The sequence below is a fragment of the Pantoea sp. RCC30.1 genome (assembly GCF_058148845.1).
This window is the reverse complement of sequence record NZ_JBXUHX010000002.1, coordinates 228,428-250,529: the sequence shown is the minus strand read 5'-3', so window position 1 is coordinate 250,529 and position 22,102 is coordinate 228,428. Positions and strand designations below refer to the sequence as shown.

Genomic DNA, 22,102 nt, shown 5'->3' with positions numbered 1-22,102 from the left:
CATCTGATGCAAGCACAAGATGCAAACCGAATATATTTTCCCATCCAGATAAGAATGGCACAAAAAAGCCCCGGCAGAGCGGGGCTGTTGAGTCTATTCAGCAGGGGCATTTGCCCAGTTTACCCGCCTGGCTGGGGAAGCGGGCATCCAGACAGTAACGGTGGAAATCCCGCTCATTCATCGGCGGCTGCTCAGGATGATGCAGTCGCATATGCTGCAGATATTTTTGATAATCCTGCACGCCGACCATTAAGCGAAAGCACTGCTGCAGGCCGCGCCAGAATCCGCGCCAGCTGAACGCCTGCGGCTGTGCCTGAGCAGCTGGGTGGCAGCGGATAATCTGCCACTTTCCCTGTGGAAGGTGGGCCTGATAGATAGCATCAGACATGCCGCACCTCCTTGTTGCGCATTGCTACCGGCGTCTCGCTGGTGGTCGGCACCGTACTGTTCAGCGCACGACGAATGACAAAGAATGCCGAGATCAGCATCGTCACCGCCACCAGCATAAAGAAGGCGCAGAGCGCGGCGTTAATCTGATTGCTAAACACGATGGTCTGCATATCCGCCACGCTTTTTGCTGGCGCGATGATCACGCCCTCATCCAGCCCTTTACGGAACTTATTGGCCTGTGCCAGGAAGCCAATAGCCGGTTTTTCATGAAAGATTTTCTGCCAGCCTGCGGTCATTGAGGTGATAAACAGCCAGATGGTCGGCAGGATGGTCACCCAGGCGTAACGCTGCTTTTTCATTTTGAACAGCACCACGGTGCCGAGAATCAGCGCCATCGACGCCAGCATCTGATTACCGATACCAAACAGTGGCCACAGGGTGTTAATGCCGCCCAGCGGATCGACCACGCCCTGATAGACAAAGAAGCCCCAGCCCGCGACCGCGACGGTCGTGCCTGCCATATTGCCGAGCCAGGAGCGGTTGTTCGCCATAGAAGGCACCACGGTACCAACGAGATCCTGCACCATAAAACGGCAGGCGCGGGTACCAGCATCAACGGCGGTCAGGATAAACAGCGCTTCAAACAGGATGGCAAAGTGATACCAGAACGCCATCATCGCCCGGCTGTTAAAGATCTCGGTAATGATGTGGGCCATGCCCACGGCGAAGGTCGGCGCGCCACCTGCGCGGGAGAGAATCGAGCCTTCACCTACGTCGCGGGCGATGCCGCTCAGCATTTCTGGCGTGACGACAAAACCCCAGCCGTTGATCACCTGAGAGGCGCTTTCAACCGTGGTGCCAATCAGCGCAGCGGGTGAGTTCATAGCAAAGTAGACGCCCGGATCCAGCACCGAGGCACAAATCAGCGCCATGATCGCCACAAAAGACTCCATCAGCATCGCGCCATAACCAATAAAGCGGATATGACTTTCCCGCTCAATCAGTTTTGGCGTGGTGCCGCTGGAGACCAGCGCGTGGAAGCCGGAGATCGCGCCGCAGGCGATGGTAATAAACAGGAACGGGAACATCGCGCCGGAGAAGACCGGGCCGGTGCCGTCAATAAATTTGGTGACCGCCGGCATTTTCATCTCTGGCATGGCGAAGACGATGCCCACCGCCAGACCGACAATCACGCCGATTTTAAGGAAGGTCGAAAGATAGTCGCGCGGAGCCAGCAGCAGCCAGACCGGCAGCACGGAGGCAATAAAGCCGTAGATCACCAGCACCCAGGTCAGCGATGTGCCTTTCAGGGTAAAGAAGGGACCCCAGTAAGGATGCTGTGCCACGTCGCCGCCATAGATAATCGCCGCCATCATCAGCACAAAGCCAATCAGTGACACTTCGGCGATTTTACCTGGACGGATAAAGCGCATGTAAACGCCCATAAACAGCGCAATCGGAATGGTGGCCGCGATGGTAAACAGGCCCCAGGGGCTGTTCGCCAGCGCCTTGACCACCACCAGCGCCAGCGCCGACAGAATAATGATCATCACGCCCAGCGCGCCGAGCATGGTCACCACACCGGCAAACGCACCCAGCTCCTGCCGTGCCATCTCGCCCAGTGAACGGCCATCACGACGGGTTGAGATAAACAGAATCAGAAAATCCTGTACCGCACCTGCCAGCATCACCCCGACCAGGATCCAGATGGTGCCAGGCAGAAAGCCCATCTGCGCCGCCAGAATGGGGCCGACCAGCGGGCCGGCACCGGCAATAGCCGCGAAATGGTGGCCAAACAGCACCCATTTATTGGTCGGGACATAATCCAGTCCGTCGCTCAGCCGCTCGGCAGGCGTCATCCGGCGGTCGTCCAGTTCGAAAATATTGCGGGCGATAAACAGGCTGTAGAAGCGATAAGCAATGCTGTAACAGGCGACAGCGGCTATCACCAGCCAAACTGCATTGACGTGTTCGCCGCGGCTGAGGGCCAGCATGGCGAAAGCGCCCGCGCCGATTAACGCCACCACTAACCAGATCACACTGGTTTTGACGTTTTTCATGACTAACTCCTTGTGAGGACCGAGAGGAAAGCGATCGAAAACAACGAGTTAAACTTAATGTAATGGAATGTAAGTGAAAGTTAATCAGTGGAGAAGTGTGAAGCGGGGTACAAATTTAACTTTTTTGCAACGCGAGCGGGGCGTTAACAGGCGGGATAACCAGGTTATCCCGCCAGATAGACGACTTAAACGGGCGTGATTCAGACGGCGGGACGGGCCACAACGCTGCGGGTTTCCATGCGGACTTCAGCGATGGTGACATCAATCACGTCAGTGACACGGTAAACCTCTTCACCTTTGATCTGTACGCTGCCATTTTCCTGGCTTAAGACCATCTCATCACGCACCGCGTGAATGAACGGCGCCGGGATAAAGGCGACAGCGCCAAACTCAACCAGGCGAACACGCATGCCGCCACGCGACACATCGATAATCTCGGCACTGAAGCGACGGTCGGTGGCCGCGAACGGTGCCAGATAACGGGCGTAGAGCCAGTCGCCGACATCACGTTCCGCCATGCGGTTCAGGCGACGGCGCTCACTCATCGTCACCGTCAGCGCATCGTCCGGACGCGCGATCTGCTCACCGCGAATAATCGCTTTCAGCAGACGATGGTTGATCATGTCGCCGAACTTACGAATCGGTGAAGTCCAGGTGGCGTAAGCCTCAAGGCCCAGACCGAAGTGCGGGCCTGGCTCGGTGCTGATCTCAGCGAAGGTCTGGAAACGACGGATCCGGCTGTCGAGGAACTGGGTCGGCAGGGCGTCCAGCTCACGACGCAGCACACGGAAACCTTCCAGCGTGGTGATCGCCTGCGCATCCACGGTAATACCGTGATTAGCCAGCACGGCGGCGGCCTGTTCAGCATTGGTGGCATCAAAACCGGCATGGACGTTGTAGATACCAAAGCCGAGACGTTCACGCAGCACTTTTGCCGCACAGACGTTTGCCAGAATCATCGACTCTTCAACGATACGGTTGGCGATGCGGCGAGGTTCTGCAACGATTTCCAGCACTTCACCTTTTTCACCCAGCAGGAAGCGGTAATCCGGGCGGTCTTTAAACACCAGCGCGTGAGTCTGACGCCACTCGCTGCGCGCCAGACAGAGGCGGTGCAGCAGACGAATCTGTTCAGCAATCGCCTCACTCTCCGGCTGCCAGGTGCCGCTGTTTTCCAGCCAGTCAGAGACGTCGTCATAAGCCAGCTTGGCTTTGGACTCGATCCAGGCGGCAAAGAACTCGACGTCATCGCCTAAGGTGCCATCGGTTGCCACAGTGACGCGGCAGGCCAGCGCCGGACGGCGCACATTCGGACGCAGCGAGCAGACATCATCAGAGAGTTCGCGCGGCAGCATCGGGATGTTAAAGCCCGGCAGGTAGTTGGTAAACGCACGCTGTGCCGCCAGCTTATCGAGCTGACTGCCTTCCGCCACATAGGCGGTCGGATCGGCGATAGCGATGATCAGACGCAGACTGCCATCGTCCTGAGCTTCCACAAAGAGCGCATCATCCATATCCTGGGTGCTGGCGCTGTCGATGGTGACGAAATCCAGCGCGGTCAGATCTTCACGCGTCAGATTTTCATCCATCATCTCGCCAAAGCTGACATCGGGCGCTTCACGCTCAAGGTTATGACGCGACAGCGTCACCCACCACGGCGCAAGATGGTCATCAGCTTTGACAATAAAATCGGTAAGTTCGGCATAAAAGCCGCGATCGCCTTTCAACGGATGGCGACGCATTTCTGCCACTGCCCAGTCGCCATTCTCAAACTCATGGCTGACATCGCGCGCAGGGCGACACTGGATCGCATCTTTCAGCAGGGGATGATCCGGGACAATCGACAGGCGATCGTCTTTCTTCTGAACCCGGCCAACAAAGCGGGTCAGGAACGGCTCAACCAGGGTTTCCGGCTCAGCGCTTTCGCGATCTTTATCGCTGTGGATCACGGCGGTGATACGATCGCCGTGCATCACTTTCTTCATCTGCGGAGGCGGAATGAAGTAACTTTTCTGCGCATCGACTTCCAGAAAGCCGAAGCCTTTTTCGGTGCCTTTAACGACGCCTTCAGCACGAGGCGTTTGCGAATGGAGCTTCTGTTTCAGCTGCGCGAGCAGCGGGTTATCCTGGAACATAATTTTTACGTTTCGTGGCCTGATTGCGGCTGACAGTTTTACGCGATTCGACGGCGCGCGGCAAGGCAAAAAGCCGGACGAGCCGGCTTTTTAAGGGGGAGTGAAAGGGTTGTCAGGCGATGCGCTGTTCAGGCAGAGCCGACGACAGTTCCAGTTTCACCGGCACCGATTTTGAGGTCGGTGTCCCACTGTCATCACCAAAGCTGTTCAGCGGTACCAGCGGGTTGGTTTCCGGATAATAGGCCGCAAGGTTACCGCGCGGAATATTGTAGGGAACCAGTTTGAAGCCGCTGACGCGACGGGTTATGCCATCATTCCACAGCGTCTCGATATCGACATTCTGGCCTTCAGTGAAGCCCAGGTCTGCCATATCGTCCGGGTTAATGAACACCACTTCGCGCTGACCAAACACGCCACGGTAACGGTCATCGAGGCCGTAAATAGTGGTGTTGTACTGGTCGTGTGAACGCAGCGTCTGCAGAGTGAATGGCACTTCCTGATCCAGATTCGGGAACAGCGAGGTCGGCAGCGCTGAGGCGTTGAACTCTGCTTTCTGGCTCGGCGTATTGAAGCGCAACTCGGCAGCCGCGTTACCCAGATAGAAACCGCCCGGGATATCGCATTTGGCATTGAAGTCGGCAAAGCCCGGAATCGTCGCAGCGATATGCTCACGAATCAGGTTGTAATCACCGGCCAGCTCGCGCCATTTCACTTTTTCATCACCCAGCACCGCCTGCGCGATACCGGCAACAATCCAGGTCTCAGAACGCTGCGTTTCCGCCAGCGGAATACCAATCCCTTCAGAGGCATGCACCATGCTGAAGGAGTCTTCTACGGTAATAAACTGATTGCCGGTCGCCTGCAGATCGCGCTCGGTGCGGCCCAGCGTCGGCAGAATCAGCCCTTCGTGACCCGGCACCAGATGGCTGCGGTTCAGTTTGGTGCTGATATGCACGGTCAGACCACAGCGTGACATCGCCTCTTCGGTGCGCGGTGAATCCGGTGCAGCCGCGGCCAGGTTGCCACCCAGCGCGATCAGCACTTTCACTTCATCACGCAGCATCGCGTTCAGCGCTTCAACGGTGTTGTGGCCCGCTACACGCGGTGGCTCGAAACTGAAATGATTACCCAGCGCGTCCAGGAAGGCTTTAGCCGGTTTCTCATCGATGCCCATTGTGCGGTTACCCTGCACGTTGCTGTGACCGCGAACCGGGCAGAGGCCTGCGCCTTTTTTGCCCAACTGGCCAAACAGCAACTGCAGGTTAGTGATTTCGCGAACCGTGTCGACCGAGTGTTTGTGCTGGGTGATGCCCATCGCCCAGGTACAGATTACCCGGTCAGCGCTCTGGTAGATCGCCGCAGCTTCACGGATCTGCGCCTGCGTCAGGCCAGACTGCGCCACAATCTGCATCCAACTGGTGTTATCCACCGCGTCGAGATAGGCCTCAATGCCGTTGGTTTTGGCATTGATAAAGGTCTGGTCAAACAGGCCACTTTCACTGGCTTCCAGACGCGCGCGATGGGTCTCCAGCAGGGATTTCACCATACCACGCACCGCCGCCATATCACCGCCCAGGTTCGGTTGGTAATAGGAGGAGCTGATGTTGCCCGCTTTTGAGGTGACGACTTCCAGCGGTTTCTGCGGATCGGCAAAACGTTCCAGACCGCGCTCGCGCAGAGTATTGAAGGTGACGATCTTCGCACCGTGGTCGGCAGCATGACGCAGGCTGTGCAGCATACGCGGATGGTTGGTGCCGGGATTCTGACCGAAGACGAAAATCGCATCGGCGTGATCGAAATCATCCAGACGAATGGTGCCTTTACCGACGCCAATACTGCGCTTCAGACCGGTGCCGCTAGCTTCGTGGCACATGTTGGAGCAGTCAGGGAAGTTATTGGTGCCCATCAGGCGACCAAACAGCTGATAGAGCCAGGAGGCTTCATTGCTGGCGCGACCGGAGGTGTAAAGCTCCATCTGGTTCGGATGATCCATCGCCTTGATGTGCTGCGCGATCAGCGCAAACGCATCATCCCAGCTGATAGGTTCATAGTGGTCAGTTTCCGCATTGTAGCGCAGCGGATGGGTCAGGCGTCCCTGATACTCCAGGAAGTAATCACTCTGGGTATAGAGCGTGGTCACGCTGTGTTTAGCGAAAAAGTCGGTGTCGACCATGCGGCGTGTCGCTTCCCAGGTGACCGCTTTGGCCCCGTTTTCGCAGAAGCTGAAGGTACTTTTATTGTCATCACCCCAGGCGCAGCCCGGACAGTCAAAACCGCGTGCTTTATTCATGCGCATCAGGTTGCGCATATTTTTCAGGGCCGCTTTGCTGTCAAGAACGAAACGCGTAGTGGCTTCCAGTGAACCCCAGCCGCCCGCAGCCGCGCGATAGGGTTTGATTTGGCGTTTAAATTTCATATTGAGTGCAGGCTTTTATAGTAGGAATTATTGTTTGGTGTTTGTTATCAGGTTATAGCCTGATGGTGAAAGGAAGTCTGCAGTTATCCTTATACCTTGTCTAATTGATTGACATAATGGTGCGATAGCTGGCGTTTATCGTGCATCGGCCAGAAATGTGATGGTGGTCAGATTTTACCCGCCTTTAACCTGCTGATAACGGGAGTTCTTCTCACAACAGGCTAATACTTGCTGTTCACTATCAGAGAGGGCGCGACTCCATGAAAAAGCTGACCAGCCAGATCCATGCGTTTGGCAAAGCGTTGATGATGCCAATTTCGGTCATTGCGGCCGCCGGTATTTTTCTCGGGCTGGCGGCGGCGATGCAGAACCCGGCGGTGACCGGCGATGCCTTTGCGCAGATGCAGGTGCCACAGTTAATCATTGGCTTTATTCGCAAGGTCGCAGGGGCGCTCTTCGCTAACCTGCCGGTCTTCTTTGCGGTGGCGAGTGCTATCGGGCTGGCGAAAGCGGAAAAGCCCACTGCCGCCTTCGCTGCGGTGATCGGCTATATCGTAATGAACGTCGGCATCAGCGCCACACTGGCGGCCAAAGGGATCACGGCGGTCACCACCACCCCGGCAGCCCTGCAGCAGGCGGGAATGGATCAAACCACCGCCATGATGACTTCGGCGGAATACATCAGCATGCTCGGCGTCTTTACCTACAACATGAGTGTGCTGGGCGGGGTGATAGCCGGACTGATCACGGTGATGCTGCACAATCGCTTCTACACCCAGCAGTTGCCCACGGCAATTAGCTTTTTTGGCGGACGGCGTTTTGTGCCAATCGTCACCGTGGTCTGTCTGCCGCTGGTTGGCGTGCTGCTGGCGCTGGTCTGGCCGACCATTGGCGACGGTATCGCATGGATAGGCCAGATGATTGGTAAAAGCGGCCAGTATGGCGCGTTTCTGCTGGGGGCCTTTGAGCGCATTTTGATTCCCACCGGTCTGCATCACATCCTCAACGAAACCGTGCGCTTCACGCCGATTGGCGGCATGGCGGTGGTCGATGGTCAGACGGTTGTCGGTGCGCTGAACATCTTCAATGCCTCGCTGACCCATCCGGGCTCGATCCCCGATGAGACGCTGCGCATCGCCACACAGTTTCTGGCACAGGGCAAGATTCCGGTGATGATGTTTGGCCTGCCCGCGGCGGCGCTGGCAATCTATCACACCGCGCGGCCCGAACATAAACAGCGGGTCAAAGCGCTGGTGATGGCGGGGGCACTGACCTCGTTTACCACCGGCATTACGGAACCGCTGGAGTTCTGCTTTATCTTTGTCTCACCGGTGCTCTACCTGCTGCACGCTTTCCTGACCGGCCTGTCGTTTATGCTGATGTCGATGCTGCATCTGATGATCGGCAACGTACAGGGCGGCGTCATCGACCTGGTGGTGTTTGGCATGCTGGGCGGGGCGAAAACCCACTGGTGGTGGACGCTGGCGCTGGGCGTGATCTATGCGCCCATCTACTACTATGCGTTCCGACTGGTAATCACCCGGATGAATGTTGAAACCCCGGGTCGCGAGTCGGAGGATGAGAAACCTCAACAGGTCGCAGCGGATGAGCGTACGCAGGTGATTATCAGCGGGCTGGGCGGGCAGGCCAATATCGAGGATGTCGATTGCTGCTTTACCCGGCTGCGCGTGCGGGTCAAAGAGATGAATCAGGTGATCGACCAGACGCTGATGAGCACCGGGGCTAATGGTGTCAATCGCGTCAGCGAGCACGACGTTCAGGTGATCTACGGTCCGCAGGTCGAGAAGATCGCTAACGAGGTAAAAATGGCGCTGGGCGTCGCTTAACGGCAACCTGTTTCACTCTTAGTCACGACGCTAACCGCCCATGTGCGGTTAGCACCTGTTCCCCAGGGCGTTCTGCCCGCTGCCGCCCCGCTTATTGTAACTAAAAAAAGCCCAGCCCTAATGGGCCGCATCTTTCTGCCGATATAGCGACTAATTCTCCCGATTATTGGAACTTAGTGATGTCGTTAAAAAAATCCTCCCTGATTATTTTTTCCTTCCTGCTGGCGTTGTTTCTTACCAGCGTGGCGATCAGTACCTGGCTGCTGATTCAGAGCAATCACTCCCTGAATGCGGTTAACAAAGAGATTCGCGTGGTGCTCTCGGTCATTGACCCGATCAACCACAGCCGTACGCTGCGCGTCCGTCTGATGGAGTACATGAAGGAGATTGAGGGCAGCGATGCCAACAATCCCGCCACGCTGGACAGCGTACGGACCGTGGCCGGCAAAGCGGATGCCGCATTCCAGGCCTACATGAACGCGCCGCGTCTGCCGGGCGAAGAGGCGGATGCGGACGCCTATAACCAGGCTTATCTGGCTTATCGTCAGCAGGGGCTGCAGCCGCTGATTGATGCGGCAGAGGCACACGATCAGGTGCGCTTTAAAAGTCAGATCCCTAATGTGGTTCGCCTCGATCGTCAGTATGAAATCATTCTGGATCGGGTACTGGCACAGCATGAAACCTATGCCAAAAAGCTGAACAGCGACGCACAGAGTCACTTCACCTCCGGCATCACGCTGCTGGGGCTGTTTGGTGTGCTGTTTTTTGCCATCATCGTCGCCATTTACATCTTTATGAAGCGCTATGTGCTTTCGCCAATCAATGAAGCACAGGAACACTGCAAGCTGATTGCGGCGGGCGTGCTGGATGCCACAGTGCCGGTCAAACCGGGTTCACGCAGTGAAATTCAGCTTCTGATGGGTTCGCTGGAGCAGATGCGCAGCGCGCTGACCGCCATTATTCTTCAGGTGCGTGATTCAACGCGTTCAGTCTCGACCGCCTCGCAGGAAATTGCGGCGGGCAACATCGATCTCGCCTCGCGAACCGAACAGCAGGCCGCCGCGCTGACCGAAACCGCGGCCAGCATGGAGCAGCTGGGCGCAACGGTGAAACAGAACACTGAAAACGTTTTTGAAGCCTGCCGTCTGACCAGTGAAGCGGTGAAAAATGCGGAAAGCGGCGAGAAAGTCTCGCAGGAAGTGGTGACTTCTATGGCGCTGATTAACGCCAGTTCGAAAAAGATTGAGGAGATCACCACCGTTATCGACAGCATCGCCTTCCAGACTAATATTCTGGCGCTGAACGCGGCAGTCGAAGCCGCCCGTGCAGGTGAGCAGGGACGTGGTTTTGCGGTAGTGGCAGGAGAAGTGCGTAATCTGGCCCAGCGCAGCGCCACCGCAGCTAAAGAGATTGAGGGGCTGATTGCAGAATCGGTCTCGATCATTCACGCCGGTTCCGATCAGGTCAGCCGGACCGGCGAGGCGATGAGCGCCATTATCTCCTCAGTCAGTCGCGTGAATCTGCTGATGGAGCACATCTCCACGGCGTCTGATGAGCAGAGTCGCGGAATCGGACAGATTGAACAGGCAGTCACCGAGATGGACAGCGTGACTCAGCAGAACTCAGCGCTGGTGCAGGAGTCTGCGGCGGCCTCTGCTTCGCTGGAAGAGCAGGTGCAGTACCTGACGCAGTCGGTTTCCACCTTCCGTCTGGCAACGCATTAATCAGGCCACTCCGTGCTGTGTATGCAGCGCGGAGCCCCGGTACAGAGTAACGCGCGGCAGAGAAGGGTGAGTTTGATTCAGTGCCTTGTGGCGGAGGGCTAATCGGCGGATTATAACGCTTTCTATTGAATACGGGGTGGTCATGCTAATCAGCACGGAAAGTGCCCGCAGCAACAGCGCTGATACCCGACTGGCCTGCACACTGGCCGCTGCCGCAGGTGCACTGAATACCGCTGCCTTTGAGATCGTCGGTTTCTTTTCAGCTAACATGACCGGGAACGTCTCGCTGCTGTCCGATCATCTGGCAAAAGCGAATCTGGGGCCTGGTCTGTTTTTTCTGTCGATCGTCCTGCTGTTCATCGCGGGTTCTGTGTTTTCAACGCTTGCCATTAATGCCGGGCATCGCAGAAACATCCGCACCATCTATGCCTTTGTCATTCTGATTGAGGGCACCGCGCTAATTGCGCTCGGAGTGATTGAGAATCACTTTCCGCCGCTTTCGCCTGGCGTGGTGTTGATCATGAGCCTGAGTTTTTTGATGGGGCTGCAGAATGCGGTAGTCACGCGGATCTCTAATGCCCGCGTTCGCACCACCCATATCTCCGGTACGGCGACCGATATCGGCATTGAGCTGGCGATGCTGTTTGAGGTGCTGCGGCGCAAAGCGTCACCGAAAGATGCGCCGCTCTATCTGGGACGGTTGCGACTGCACTGCATGACTCTGCTGGCTTTCCTCGCAGGGGGAATAGCCGGAATCGGGCTTTACCGACTGCTGAGCTACGATTTCCTGCTGCCAGTGGGGTTCGGCTTAATCTGTCTGGCGCTGAATGCCATATTCACTAAGCCAGCGAAACCTGAGAGCGCGAGGGTTTAATGATGCAATATCCACTGCTGTTAAAATCAGGGTGGTGCTTATCCCTGATTTCATCGTTCCGCCTGGGCAAATGAACCGTGCGGTTAAAACATCAGTGCCTCCACAGGGTAACATTGAGCCTTATACTCTGGTTGATCCTGCCGGTGAGACAGTGACACGAACAGCCTTCAACCTGCTGATGGATAACTAACATCGACATTAAACAACTTATCTACTTATGTAACCTGGAGCGGGAACGCCATTTCGGGCGGGCCGCGGAAGCCAGTTTTGTTACACAGCCAACCCTCTCGATGCGCCTGAAAAATCTGGAGCGCGAGCTGGGCCTGCCGCTGATTAACCGCAGCAATAACTTTGCCGGATTTACGCCTGAGGGCGATCGCGTGCTTGCGTGGGCGCGGGAGATCGTTTCGGTTTATCAGGGGCTGAAGCTGGAAGTTGAATCACTGAAACATGGGGTGAACGGCACGCTGCGGGTTGGCGTGGTGCCACAGTGCAGCATGGCACTGCCGCTGCTGCTGAAAGCGGTGCAGGCGCGTTATCCTCAGCTCGACTATCGCATTGCGGTGCTGAGTGCTGACCAGCTGCTGGAAGCCCTCAACAGCCATACCGTTGATGTCGGAATCGGCTTTTTTGAGATGGCGACTCTGCGGGAACTCCATTTTCAGACCGAGATGCTGGCAGACCGGGGCATTGAAGCCGTATTCCATCCCGACCATTTCCCGGCGCTGGTGGGCGAAACCCCGCTGAGGCTGGATGAGCTGGCTCAACAGCCACTCTGCCTGGCGGAGCCGACGCGCTATTTCCGCCGCTACCTTGATATGGCTTTTCGCGAGGCGGCGCTGGTGCCCCGGGTGATCGTAGAGAGCGCCTCTATCATGCAGCTGATGCAGTGCGCGCAGGTCGGTCTGGGTCTGCTGGTGTCGCCAGTCGGTCATCTGCTGCCCGCGTCACTTCAGGGGCTGCAGCAGCGCGCCATTACGCTGCCGCCGATGGCGCGCCAGGCCGCGTTGGTGATAGCTGAACCGGGCCGTGCGACACCGCTGGCACAGCATTTTTTCGACGAAGCGCGGGGTCTGCTGCCGGTATAGCGCGGCTACTGCGCCTCGCCCAGCGCGTAAAACAGGCGGCTGTTCCAGTTGCCTATCGCAACGCTCTGAATCAGCGCGAACAGCGCCTTAGCCTCCCAGCCCGCCTCCATCAGTGGTTGCAGGTGAGCCGCGCTGAATCGCTCTGGCGAGCGGGTAAGCTGCGCCGCCAGCGCGATTACCTGTTGCTCCTCCCCTTTAGAAACCTCATCCACACCCTCAATTAAAACATCATTTCCAGCCAGCAGCCGGAACGCCCAGCGACTGCCCAGAATACGGGCGGCGGTCGCCTCGGCCAGGCTGTTCTCCTGAGAAAGATGCTGACGCAGTTGCGCCCAGCCATAAAGCGCCGAGGGGTCGTGGGCCAGCAGCCATACCGCCTCCTGCATCCCGGGCAAAGACTGACAGCGGGTTACCGCAGCGAGCTGCTCCGCACTGGCATAACGCAACTCCAGCGGTTTCAGCACCGGCTGCCAGCGGGCAGGCTGGTCAAAACCGGTGGGCTCAGCATCAGGCGGTGCGGTGCTGCCCGGCAGCCAGCGTACCGGCTGAGCCTGCAGCGCCTGCAATCCGGCGACTACCCGTGCCTGATAACTGACAAAGCCGATCACCTGATTCAGCGTCACAATATCGGGTTCGGTCAGGCCGACCGCATCCAGGGCAGTGATCGCGCTGGCGTTAATCAACTCAGGCTGCATCGCCAGCTGGCGCGCATACTGCGTAATCTGAGTCAGACGATTATTACTTTCGCGCGAAGAGTCAGGTCCAGGCAATGGATTCAGGCGGGCAGAATAGTGATTACACAAGCGCTGCACACCCGCGACCTGCGCCACGGTCAGCGCGGTGCTGAGGCGATCGTAGAGCGTTAACGTGTGAGTCAGTGACGTCGCAATGTGATCGGGAAACAGTAATTGCGCCAGATCGCGCGCCGCCAGCAGGGCCGGCTGATTGGTGCGCAGCAGTGACTGCACCACGACATTATCGGCGTAGCATTCCAGCAGGAAACGGTCATCAATATGGGCGGCCTCGGGCACCAGCGGTGCGGCCTGAGCGATACGTGGACTGGTCTGGCTCTCGTAAAACCAGTGGTTATGGCCCGGATAGCGGCGTTGTTCCATGATCAATCCTTTTGCAAATTCGGGTTCGGCATGCAGGGGGCAGAATCTGAAAATGTGCATAAACCGAAGGGCAGGCTTATCGTCGCTGATGGGCAGGCCGGGGCAAAAGAATGATCGGTGATAATTAATAGCGTTACGGTATAACGGGAGCGAAATCAGGCAGGAAGAGCGAGGCGGGAGCAGGGCGAGTCAGGCTCGCCCTTCAGAACTTATTTCAGTTCCAGTTCGTTCATTGCGGCGATACTGAAGCCGCCATCAACGTGTACTACTTCACCGGTAATGCCGCCAGCCAGGTCAGAGCAGAGGAATGCTGCTGAGTTGCCGACATCTTCGATGGTAACGGTACGGCGAATCGGGGTAACCGCTTCGCAATGTGCCAGCATCTTACGGAAATCTTTGATGCCTGATGCCGCCAGGGTGCGGATTGGACCCGCAGAAACGGCGTTAACACGCACGCCTTCCGGGCCCATGGCGTTTGCCATGTAACGCACGTTAGCTTCCAGCGACGCTTTCGCCAGACCCATCACGTTGTAGTTCGGTATTGCGCGCTCAGCACCCAGGTAAGAGAGGGTCAGCAGCGCAGAATTTGGATTCAGCATCTCGCGGCACTCTTTGGCCATCGCGACGAAGCTGTAAGCACTGATGTCATGCGCGATTTTAAAGCCTTCGCGGGTAACGGCGTTCACATAGTCGCCAACCAGCTGATCGCCAGGGGCGAAACCGATAGAGTGAACGAAACCGTCAAATTTCGGCCAGGTTTTTGCCAGTTCAGTGAACAGAGATTTGATGCTCTCATCTTCGGCTACGTCACATGGCAGCACGATGTCTGAACCCAAATCTTTGGCAAACTCTTCCACACGACCTTTTAATTTGTCGTTCTGGTAGGTGAAAGCCAGTTCTGCGCCCTGTTTGTGCATCGCCTGTGCAATACCGTAGGCGATGGAAAGTTTACTGGCAACGCCAGTAATCAGAATGCGCTTACCGGAAAGAAAACCCATAGCTGTAATCCTTATGGTCATTGTAGTTGGCGGCCGCATGATTAATAAGTAAGCGACCGACGTTAATCGACGTGCGGATTCTAGCACGTCTCTCATAAATCAGGTAAATCGGCCCGCAATTTCCGCGATATGCAGCAAAAATCAGCGCTCACGCCGCCAGGCTTCGGCACTCAGAGCTTCACCAAAGTGGCTGCTGATCAGCCGACGGGTCAGATCGTGCAGCGGGGAGGCCAGCACGTCAGCCGTGCCGCCGCGCTCGACCACTTCGCCCTGATGCATTACCAGCACTTTATCGCTGATATGCTTCATCATGCCCAGATGCTGGGTGACATAAATGTAGGCGATCCCGTGCTTCTCCTGCAGCTCCAGCATCAGATTCACCAGCTGGGACCGCATCGTCATATCCAGCGAGGCCAGCGCTTCATCGGCCACAATCACTTTAGGCTGCAGGATTAATGCGCGCGCCAGCCCCAGGCGCTGCTTCTGACCGGGTGCCAGCATGTGCGGATAATAGCCGGCGTGATCGCGCAGTAAGCCCACCTGACGCAGGGTGGCGATAATGCGTTTCTCGCGCTCCTCCGCATTCAGTTCGGTGTTAAGCCGCAGCGGGAACTCAAGAATCTGACTGATGCGCTGACGCGGGTTCAGTGAGGTGGAGGGATCCTGAAAAATCATGCGAATGCGCTGACTGCGATAGCCATAATCGCCGAAGGTCAGCGGATGATCGTCTATCAGAATCTCACCTTCGGTGGGCGCGACCATGCCGCTGAGCATCTTCGCCAGCGTGGACTTGCCGGAGCCATTTTCGCCGATAATCGCCAGCGTCTGTTTCTCACGCAGGGTAAAGCTCACCGATTTCACTGCTTCAACGTGCTGACGACGGAACAGGCCCGTGCGGTAGCGGAAGATTTTACTGAGATTGCGCACTTCCAGCAGGGTCTCCATGCTACTGGCCCTCCATATTCAGCGGAAAATGACAGGCGTAGAGATGCGTTTTGCTGCCGGTGAGGCGAGGCGTTTCAATACATTTGCGCTGGGCATAGGGACAACGTGGTCCCAGACGGCAGCCAATCGGCAGGCTTTCCAGCGACGGGATCGCTCCTGACAGGGTATTGAGGCGGCTTTTGTGCGGCAGGGCGCGACCAAAATCGGGCATCGCCCGAATCAGCGCCTGAGTATAAGGATGATGCGGCGTACTCATTAAATCTTCGCTCTGAGCAGTTTCCACCGTCTGACCACAGTACATCACGTTGATACGGTCAGCCCACTGGCTCATGGTGCGCAGGTCGTGACTGATCAGCAGAATAGTGGTGTTGTTGTTCTGGTTCAGACGGCTCAGCAGGCGGAAAATCTGCGCCTGCGTAGTCGGTTCCATAGCGTTGGTCGGCTCATCAGCAATCAGCAGTCGCGGCTGATTAGCCAGCGCAATGGCAATCATCACTTTCTGGCATTCGCCTTCAGTCAGCTCATAGGGGAAGCTGCGCATGATGTCTTTGTGATCTTTAATGCCGACGCGATGCAGCAGCTCGATGGCGCGGGTCTTGCGCCAGAACCAGAATCGCCTCAGCCACGGACCTTTATAAGTCCAGCGCGGGATCACCTGCATCAGCTGGCGACCGATGCTCTCAGAGGGATCGAGACAGGATTGCGGTTCCTGGAAAATCATCGAGACGTTATGCCCGATAATGCGGCGGCGCTCACGAGGCGACAGGCGCAGCAGGTCTACATCATCAAAAACCATGCGATCGGCGGTCACGCGCCAGTTATCGTTGGTCACGCCGCAGATAGCCTTGGCAACCAGACTTTTACCGGAGCCGGACTCACCGACCAGACCCCGGATTTCGCCTTCACCCAGCGTCAGATTGACGCGATCGACCGCTTTGACCGGCCCGTCAGCGGTCATAAATTCAATGGTCAGATTACGGATATCGAGTAACGGCATTTATTCCACTCCCGCTTCGACGGCGCGACGGATGCCGTCACCGAGCAGGTTAACAATTAATACGCTGACCATCAGCGCCACACCGGGCAGCATAACGGTCCAGGGTGCGACGTAAATCAGCTCCAGCGAATCGCCCAGCATCGCTCCCCATTCCGGCGAAGGCAGCTGTGCGCCCAGGTCGAGGAAGCCGAGTGCGGCAATATCCAGAATCGCCATCGACAGCGCGCGGGTAATTTCGGTGATCAGCAGCGGCAGAATATTGGGCAGGATGGCGTAGCGGAGAATATTGCGGCCGCGTGCGCCATCAAGGCGCGCGGCAACCACATACTCTTTTTCCAGCTCGTCATGCACGGCGCTGTAGATTTCGCGCACCAGACGTGGCATCAGCGCCAGCCAGACCGCCAGCAGTGCATGCTCCAGTCGCGGCCCGAGAAACGCCACCACGATAATTGCCAGTAACAGCGACGGAATAGAGAGCAGGGTATCCAGCACGTGGTTCATTACCGCCGACCGAATACCGTGAGTCATTCCCGCCAGCACGCCCAACACCAGCGCACCCAGTGTGGCGAACAGCGTCACCAGAATCGCTGAACCCACCGTCGGGCCAGCGCCGCTCAGCAGGCGGCTCAGGACATCGCGACCCAGATCGTCGGTACCGAGAAAGAATGAGACATCGCCGTAGCGTGACCAGGATGGCGGCAGCAACTGATATCCCAGAAATTGTTGATCGATACCGTAAGGCGCAATCAGGCTGCCAGAGAGGCAGAGCAACAGCAGCGCACCAAAGCCATACAGGCCGACCATCGAGATCGGATTGCCATAGAAATGGTGCCAGCTCTGACGAAACGCACTGGGCAGGCGTTTTTCGGCATAGATATTATCGGAGGGCATACGCGTTCACTTTACTCTGCTTAACTTCGGGCAACATTACTTTATAAAAATCATTCATATCAGGTGCTTGCCCCGCTCGTATGCTTGATGTTGCTTTGTCATCGATGACTCTGAATCGCTTTAATTTAAGGGTTTCGTGTACAATTTTCCCGGCGTTTTCACCGGGAGGGTAAGCCCGTTCAGCCCATTACAAGGGATTATCCGTCGATATCCCTGTCACAGGCAAGGGAAGGGCGTCAGCAATTTCGACGCTGGATTACAGAGGGTTGCGATTCGCGTCGGCAGATGATCGCATATTAGGCTGGCCTGACCCTGGCTTTTGTCGGGTGTCCATCAGGCCCATCGTCATGGGTGTGGTCCGGATCCGGCTCAATGATCACGATATAATCTTTACCTACCCCATCGCGCGTTAACGTCACTAAATCTCCGGCAACAGGTTTGGTGTCAAACTCATGTTCCTCTTCAACACCAGTATCTTCAAAAATCACAGGGTATTTCATTTTTTATCCTCTTTCTGATAAGCCGTGTCGTTACCTCAGTGTTTTTTGCTGAGGCTTACTTATTGAATCTTAGCCTGGCCTGAAAATACCTCTCAGCAAGTGGATTATTTCAACCTGACAAAGAGTGATTGCTGGCGGGTTTCAGGTAGTCCGGGCCAGCATCACACTCTCCTTTGCAGAGGAGGTAACGATGAGTGGATGGCTTTCTCGTTGTGGCTAATTCGCCAGACTCTCTCTATGATGATTTTTTGCCTGGCTGTTTATCGGGCACGATCAACGACTTAGGGGATTATCTTCGCGATGGCCTTGTTAAATGACCTCGATCTGCGTCAGCTGGAAGCCTTCTCGGCAGTCATTTCTGCGGGCAGCGTCACGGCGGCAGCCAAAGCGCTGAACCGCTCGCAGCCCGCCGTTACTCGTCTGATTCAGGAGTTAGAGCAGTCGCTGGGTTACCCGCTGTTTATTCGCAATGGCCCGCGCATTCATCCGTCAGAAGAGGCGTTACAGTTGCATCAGTATGTGCAAAAAGCACTGCTGTCATTGCAGCAGATCCGCTTACGTGCCCAGGAGATTGCACATCAGCAGCATCGTCCACTGAGTATTGCTGCGACGCCCGCGCTGGCGGCGGGATTGTTGCCGCAGGCACTGGCCACGTTGAACCTGCAAAACAAAGTGCAGATCATCAGTGAGTCCGCTGAACAGACGGCGCATGCGGTGATTACCGCCGAGGCTGACATCGGTTTATGCAGTTTGCCGCTGGAGCATCACGCGGTCGAACTGCACTGGATTGGGCAGTCGCAGTGCGTGGTTGCGCTGCCGGAAGACGATGAGCTGGCGGCGAACAGTGAGCTGTCGCTGAGCCAGCTGGCAGGCCGTCGGTTAATTGCCCCCTGGAGCCCGCAGCGCTTACGCAGGCGCTATGAAAAAGCGCTGAAGAAGGTTAAAGCGCCCCTGCTGGAAACCATCGAGACCAACTCGTCGGCGAATATTCTGGGCTGCGTGCGGGCGGGATTAGGCGTGGCGATCCTCGAACCGGTTACCGGCTGGGGCATGCCGCTCGCGGGTGTGGCTATACGCCCGATTCAGGAAGACATTCCGTACTTCTTTGGCGTGATCACCCCACAAGGCCGCCAGATTTCCAGCGCGGCGCAGGCGCTGGTGGAGGCACTGGCGGATGCCGCTGCGCAACTGTTGCCGGGGTTTGAACGTCTGACCGCCAGTGAACATCCACGCATTATGCGAATCATCAACCAGGATTGATATCGGCTGACATTAACGGTCACCGAAGCGGGTGACTCCTCGTTTTGCCATAATATTCGCGGGTGCGCGTTCAGGTACAGCCGGGCGTACCGCTATAAAAAATTCCTCTCTTTTCAACGCTTATAACATTTCCTGCATAAGATATAAGAAATCCATGGGTCAGATCCTGAGCGCAATTCTTGACTCCTGTTTAGGGCAAGGGGATTATGCAAAAAACTTAGCTTTTATTATGCGATTTGATGATTGTTAGTTGTCTATTATGTGTTTTACAGATAATAGAGAAGCGGGGTCATCGGCGCGTTTTAACCGTTTTCGCTCGCTCTCAGGCGAACGCTGACACCAGGAAACTCTCTATGACGTATGCCGCCAAAGGCCTTGCCGCGCTGGACGCTCAGCTACAGCAGGATCTGGAATTTCTGGAACTGCCCGCCAAACCCTGGGTACCGGAACGCTCTTATCAGAGTGAACGGGTGCGCGATGTGGTGGTGATCGGTGCGGGCATGTGCGGTCTGGCAGCGCTCGCGAAATTACAGCTCACCGGCATCAGCAATGTCGTGGCCTATGACGCCGCACCCGCAGGGCTTGAAGGGCCGTGGATCACCTTTGCGCGCATGGAAACCCTGCGCTCGCCGAAAACGCTTCACGGCCCGGCACTGGGTCTCGCGCAGCTGACCTTCCGCGCGTGGTTCACGGCGCAGTGGGGCAACGAAGCATGGCAGGAACTGGACAAGATCCCTAAAGCGCAGTGGATGGATTACCTGGTCTGGTATCGCAGGGTGCTGAATCTGCCGGTGCAGAACAACGTGCGTATCAGCAATATTGCGCAGGCCGGGGATTTTATTGCGCTGGATCTGGACGGTGCTGAAACCGGCCGTGTCTACACCCGACGTCTGGTGCTAGCCACCGGGCGTTCAGGACTCGGCGGTTTTGCCGTACCGGAATTCCTGCAAGGCATTGACCGCCGGTTCTGGGCGCACACCGCCGATGACATCGATTTTGCAGCGTTACAGGGCAAACGTGTTGCTGTGATTGGTGCAGGCGCCTCGTCGATGGATAACGCGGCCACCGCACTGGAGCAGGGCGCAGCAGCAGTCGATTTACTGATTCGTCGTAAAGAGATGCCGCGTATTAACAAGATGACCGGCATTGGCAGCCAGGGCGTGGTGCACGGCATGTATCAGTTGCCGGACGCGTGGAAGTGGAAGTTTGTCGATTATACCGCCGCGACACAAACTCCGCCGCCGCGTTCTTCAACCTTGCGCGTATCCCGTCATGACAATGCGCGCTTCTTCCTCGACTGCGGCATTAATGCCGTTAAGCAGGAAGCTGATGGCCTGCTGATTGAAACCACCCAGGGGGCACTTCGCTACGATTTCCTGATCGCCGCCACCGGCTTCACCAACGATTTCCACGGTCGCCCGGAGTTTGCTGCTATCGCACCGCATATCCGAAGCTGGTCAGATGGCCGTTATCAGCCTGAGATGGGGCTTGCGCGTCCTGGCATGCTGGAAGCGCCGGATCTTGGTCCTTCGTTTGAGTTCCGCGAACTGACGCCAGGTGCCTGCCCGATGCTGGCTCACATCCACTGCTTTAACGATGCCGCGATGCTGACGCACGGCAAAGTCTCCGGGGATATTCCGGCAGTGAGCGCGGGTGCCGATCGTCTGGTGCGCGGCATTGCTGCTTCGCTGTTTGCCGATGACGTTGAGCAGCACTTTGCGAACTTACAGGCTTTTGACACCCCTGAATTACAGGGCGATGAATGGGTGGATTCAACTCCGCGACTAAAACAGGAGAACGCGCTGTGAGCGACGTTATTGATCAGGCAGCCGGATTAACACCCGAAGAGGCGTTATATCAGACGCGTCGTCTGCGTCCCGAATTTGTTGAAGGTGCAGAAGCGTGCCGTCTGTCCGTGTTGACGCCGGAAGACGACCAGGGATTGTCTGCGGATCTGCGCCTGGCGCTGGCCCAGCGCATGGCGGTACTGAACGGCGATGCACCGCTGCAACGTGATTATCAGGCACAGCTGGCGGCGCTAAACCCGTCTGAAGTGCTACTGACGCTGGCGGCTGGCGGCATGGTGAGTGAAGAGCCGCTGGCAACGATTATACGTCATGCTGACATGGTGACACAGCAACCGATTCAGGCGACCGAACAGCACGTTCGGCTGCTGGAACAGGCCGGCTTAAGTCATCCGCAGATAGTTGCGCTCTCTGAACTGATCGCCTTTGTTAACTTCCAGACGCGCGTCGCGACTGGCTTACGTCTGATGAGGTCCGCATGATTCCGTCGGTTAATCTCAAGCCGCTGCACTGGCATCCTTATATCACGCCAGTGGATGTTGAACAGGCGACACCAACGCAGCTTGATGCCATGAAAGTAACGCCGTCCAACAAGAAAATTTCGGAGTACGTGCGCACGCTGGTCCACGATCCAGAGAGCTATATCGCACGAACCGGATTGTTCAACGCCATTATGTATGTTGAAGGAGGCCTGGCTCGCGCGGATCGTGAGCTGGGTGCACTCGGGGCTTCAATCGTTAACGGTTGCCGCTACTGCGCGGTGGTGCATGCGCGCCGTCATGCACAGCTGGCCGACAGTGACGCCGTGGTCAGTGCTATCTATTTTGACCGGGCGGATGTGTTAGGGGAACGCGACGCGGCGATCTATCACTTTGCGCGCCGTTTATCGGTTACGCCATCTGAAGCCACGCCGGCCGATGTCGCTGCTCTGCGCGCCGTCGGCATGAACGATCAGGAGATTATCGACCTGATCCACGCTATCGCCATCTTTGGCTGGGCCAACCGTCTGATGCATGTGCTTGGCCATGCTGACCTGAACAAATAAGGGCTGCACCGG

18 protein-coding genes are annotated in these 22,102 nt (G+C 56.8%); 8 read left to right on the top strand and 10 right to left on the bottom strand.

Annotated elements, in window-relative coordinates; all coding sequences use genetic code 11:
* Positions 1 to 97: 97 nt before the first annotated feature.
* From AC2LB6_RS03755 to AC2LB6_RS03740, 4 genes are all read right to left on the bottom strand, one after another.
* On the bottom strand, positions 98 to 388 hold the full coding sequence (locus AC2LB6_RS03755; RefSeq protein ID WP_490092512.1) for a YbdD/YjiX family protein: 291 nt from the start codon (positions 386 to 388) through the stop codon (positions 98 to 100).
* A complete protein-coding gene (locus AC2LB6_RS03750) occupies positions 381 to 2,450 on the bottom strand; it encodes a carbon starvation CstA family protein (protein ID WP_490092511.1) in 2,070 nt (689 codons plus the stop codon). The genes AC2LB6_RS03755 and AC2LB6_RS03750 overlap by 8 nt, the downstream gene beginning before the upstream one ends.
* Positions 2,451 to 2,650: 200 nt before the next feature.
* Positions 2,651 to 4,585 (bottom strand): exoribonuclease II, encoded by a 1,935-nt coding sequence (locus AC2LB6_RS03745; RefSeq protein WP_490092510.1) that lies wholly within the window; start codon positions 4,583 to 4,585, stop codon positions 2,651 to 2,653.
* A 112-nt stretch (positions 4,586 to 4,697) separates the two neighbouring features.
* Positions 4,698 to 7,001 (bottom strand): FdhF/YdeP family oxidoreductase, encoded by a 2,304-nt coding sequence (locus tag AC2LB6_RS03740; protein WP_490092509.1) that lies wholly within the window; start codon positions 6,999 to 7,001, stop codon positions 4,698 to 4,700.
* 260 nt (positions 7,002 to 7,261) lie between these two features.
* On the opposite strand from AC2LB6_RS03740, the gene AC2LB6_RS03735 reads away from it, so the two are divergent.
* The 4 genes from AC2LB6_RS03735 (at position 7,262) to AC2LB6_RS03720 (ending at position 12,534) form a co-directional block, all read left to right on the top strand.
* The gene (locus AC2LB6_RS03735) at positions 7,262 to 8,848 is read left to right on the top strand and encodes a PTS transporter subunit EIIC (protein WP_490092508.1); all 1,587 of its coding nucleotides are present in this window, start codon (positions 7,262 to 7,264) and stop codon (positions 8,846 to 8,848) included.
* Positions 8,849 to 9,027: 179 nt separating this feature from the next.
* Positions 9,028 to 10,572 (top strand): methyl-accepting chemotaxis protein, encoded by a 1,545-nt coding sequence (locus AC2LB6_RS03730; protein WP_490092507.1) that lies wholly within the window; start codon positions 9,028 to 9,030, stop codon positions 10,570 to 10,572.
* A gap of 142 nt (positions 10,573 to 10,714) precedes the next feature.
* Positions 10,715 to 11,446, top strand: coding sequence for a YoaK family protein (locus AC2LB6_RS03725; protein ID WP_490092506.1), 732 nt, complete (start codon positions 10,715 to 10,717; stop codon positions 11,444 to 11,446).
* 191 nt (positions 11,447 to 11,637) lie between these two features.
* On the top strand, positions 11,638 to 12,534 hold the full coding sequence (locus tag AC2LB6_RS03720) for a LysR family transcriptional regulator (RefSeq protein WP_490092566.1): 897 nt from the start codon (positions 11,638 to 11,640) through the stop codon (positions 12,532 to 12,534).
* A 5-nt stretch (positions 12,535 to 12,539) separates the two neighbouring features.
* On the opposite strand, the gene AC2LB6_RS03715 is transcribed toward AC2LB6_RS03720, so the two are convergent.
* The 6 genes from AC2LB6_RS03715 to AC2LB6_RS03690 form a co-directional block, all read right to left on the bottom strand.
* On the bottom strand, positions 12,540 to 13,649 hold the full coding sequence (locus AC2LB6_RS03715) for a CMD domain-containing protein (RefSeq protein WP_490092505.1): 1,110 nt from the start codon (positions 13,647 to 13,649) through the stop codon (positions 12,540 to 12,542).
* A gap of 209 nt (positions 13,650 to 13,858) precedes the next feature.
* Positions 13,859 to 14,647 (bottom strand): enoyl-ACP reductase FabI, encoded by a 789-nt coding sequence (fabI, locus tag AC2LB6_RS03710; RefSeq protein WP_090960651.1) that lies wholly within the window; start codon positions 14,645 to 14,647, stop codon positions 13,859 to 13,861.
* A 141-nt stretch (positions 14,648 to 14,788) separates the two neighbouring features.
* The gene (gene sapF / locus AC2LB6_RS03705) at positions 14,789 to 15,592 is read right to left on the bottom strand and encodes a putrescine export ABC transporter ATP-binding protein SapF (protein WP_490092504.1); all 804 of its coding nucleotides are present in this window, start codon (positions 15,590 to 15,592) and stop codon (positions 14,789 to 14,791) included.
* A gap of 1 nt (position 15,593) precedes the next feature.
* Positions 15,594 to 16,589: a putrescine export ABC transporter ATP-binding protein SapD gene (sapD, locus tag AC2LB6_RS03700; RefSeq protein WP_490092503.1), complete on the bottom strand. Its 996-nt coding sequence runs from the start codon at positions 16,587 to 16,589 to the stop codon at positions 15,594 to 15,596.
* Positions 16,590 to 17,480: a putrescine export ABC transporter permease SapC gene (gene sapC, locus AC2LB6_RS03695; protein WP_490092502.1), complete on the bottom strand. Its 891-nt coding sequence runs from the start codon at positions 17,478 to 17,480 to the stop codon at positions 16,590 to 16,592. It lies immediately after the preceding gene.
* Positions 17,481 to 17,776: 296 nt separating this feature from the next.
* Positions 17,777 to 17,980 (bottom strand): hypothetical protein, encoded by a 204-nt coding sequence (locus AC2LB6_RS03690; protein ID WP_490092501.1) that lies wholly within the window; start codon positions 17,978 to 17,980, stop codon positions 17,777 to 17,779.
* 300 nt (positions 17,981 to 18,280) lie between these two features.
* Between AC2LB6_RS03690 and AC2LB6_RS03685 the strand changes: the two genes are divergently transcribed.
* The 4 genes from AC2LB6_RS03685 to AC2LB6_RS03670 all read left to right on the top strand — a co-directional run bounded on the left by AC2LB6_RS03685 (position 18,281) and on the right by AC2LB6_RS03670 (position 22,090).
* Entirely contained in the window at positions 18,281 to 19,240 is a 960-nt protein-coding gene (locus tag AC2LB6_RS03685; protein ID WP_490092500.1) for a LysR family transcriptional regulator, read from the top strand.
* 353 nt (positions 19,241 to 19,593) lie between these two features.
* On the top strand, positions 19,594 to 21,048 hold the full coding sequence (locus AC2LB6_RS03680; RefSeq protein ID WP_490092499.1) for an NAD(P)-binding domain-containing protein: 1,455 nt from the start codon (positions 19,594 to 19,596) through the stop codon (positions 21,046 to 21,048).
* Positions 21,045 to 21,527: a CMD domain-containing protein gene (locus AC2LB6_RS03675; protein ID WP_490092498.1), complete on the top strand. Its 483-nt coding sequence runs from the start codon at positions 21,045 to 21,047 to the stop codon at positions 21,525 to 21,527. Before AC2LB6_RS03680 ends, AC2LB6_RS03675 begins: the two co-directional genes overlap by 4 nt.
* Positions 21,524 to 22,090, top strand: a complete 567-nt coding sequence (locus AC2LB6_RS03670) for a peroxidase-related enzyme (RefSeq protein ID WP_490092497.1) — start codon at positions 21,524 to 21,526, stop codon at positions 22,088 to 22,090. The genes AC2LB6_RS03675 and AC2LB6_RS03670 overlap by 4 nt, the downstream gene beginning before the upstream one ends.
* Positions 22,091 to 22,102: the final 12 nt, after the last annotated feature.

Excerpts from the sequence above, each read along its gene's own strand:
- AC2LB6_RS03755 (WP_490092512.1), bottom strand. The coding sequence starts at position 388 with ATGTCTGATGCTATCTATCAGGCCCACCTTCCACAGGGAAAGTGGCAG.
- AC2LB6_RS03750 (WP_490092511.1), bottom strand. The coding sequence starts at position 2,450 with ATGAAAAACGTCAAAACCAGTGTGATCTGGTTAGTGGTGGCGTTAATC.
- AC2LB6_RS03745 (WP_490092510.1), bottom strand. The coding sequence starts at position 4,585 with ATGTTCCAGGATAACCCGCTGCTCGCGCAGCTGAAACAGAAGCTCCAT.
- AC2LB6_RS03740 (WP_490092509.1), bottom strand. The coding sequence starts at position 7,001 with ATGAAATTTAAACGCCAAATCAAACCCTATCGCGCGGCTGCGGGCGGC.
- AC2LB6_RS03735 (WP_490092508.1), top strand. The coding sequence starts at position 7,262 with ATGAAAAAGCTGACCAGCCAGATCCATGCGTTTGGCAAAGCGTTGATG.
- AC2LB6_RS03730 (WP_490092507.1), top strand. The coding sequence starts at position 9,028 with ATGTCGTTAAAAAAATCCTCCCTGATTATTTTTTCCTTCCTGCTGGCG.
- AC2LB6_RS03725 (WP_490092506.1), top strand. The coding sequence starts at position 10,715 with ATGCTAATCAGCACGGAAAGTGCCCGCAGCAACAGCGCTGATACCCGA.
- AC2LB6_RS03715 (WP_490092505.1), bottom strand. The coding sequence starts at position 13,649 with ATGGAACAACGCCGCTATCCGGGCCATAACCACTGGTTTTACGAGAGC.
- fabI (WP_090960651.1), bottom strand. The coding sequence starts at position 14,647 with ATGGGTTTTCTTTCCGGTAAGCGCATTCTGATTACTGGCGTTGCCAGT.
- sapF (WP_490092504.1), bottom strand. The coding sequence starts at position 15,592 with ATGGAGACCCTGCTGGAAGTGCGCAATCTCAGTAAAATCTTCCGCTAC.
- sapD (WP_490092503.1), bottom strand. The coding sequence starts at position 16,589 with ATGCCGTTACTCGATATCCGTAATCTGACCATTGAATTTATGACCGCT.
- sapC (WP_490092502.1), bottom strand. The coding sequence starts at position 17,480 with ATGCCCTCCGATAATATCTATGCCGAAAAACGCCTGCCCAGTGCGTTT.
- AC2LB6_RS03690 (WP_490092501.1), bottom strand. The coding sequence starts at position 17,980 with ATGAAATACCCTGTGATTTTTGAAGATACTGGTGTTGAAGAGGAACAT.
- AC2LB6_RS03685 (WP_490092500.1), top strand. The coding sequence starts at position 18,281 with ATGGCCTTGTTAAATGACCTCGATCTGCGTCAGCTGGAAGCCTTCTCG.
- AC2LB6_RS03680 (WP_490092499.1), top strand. The coding sequence starts at position 19,594 with ATGACGTATGCCGCCAAAGGCCTTGCCGCGCTGGACGCTCAGCTACAG.
- AC2LB6_RS03670 (WP_490092497.1), top strand. The coding sequence starts at position 21,524 with ATGATTCCGTCGGTTAATCTCAAGCCGCTGCACTGGCATCCTTATATC.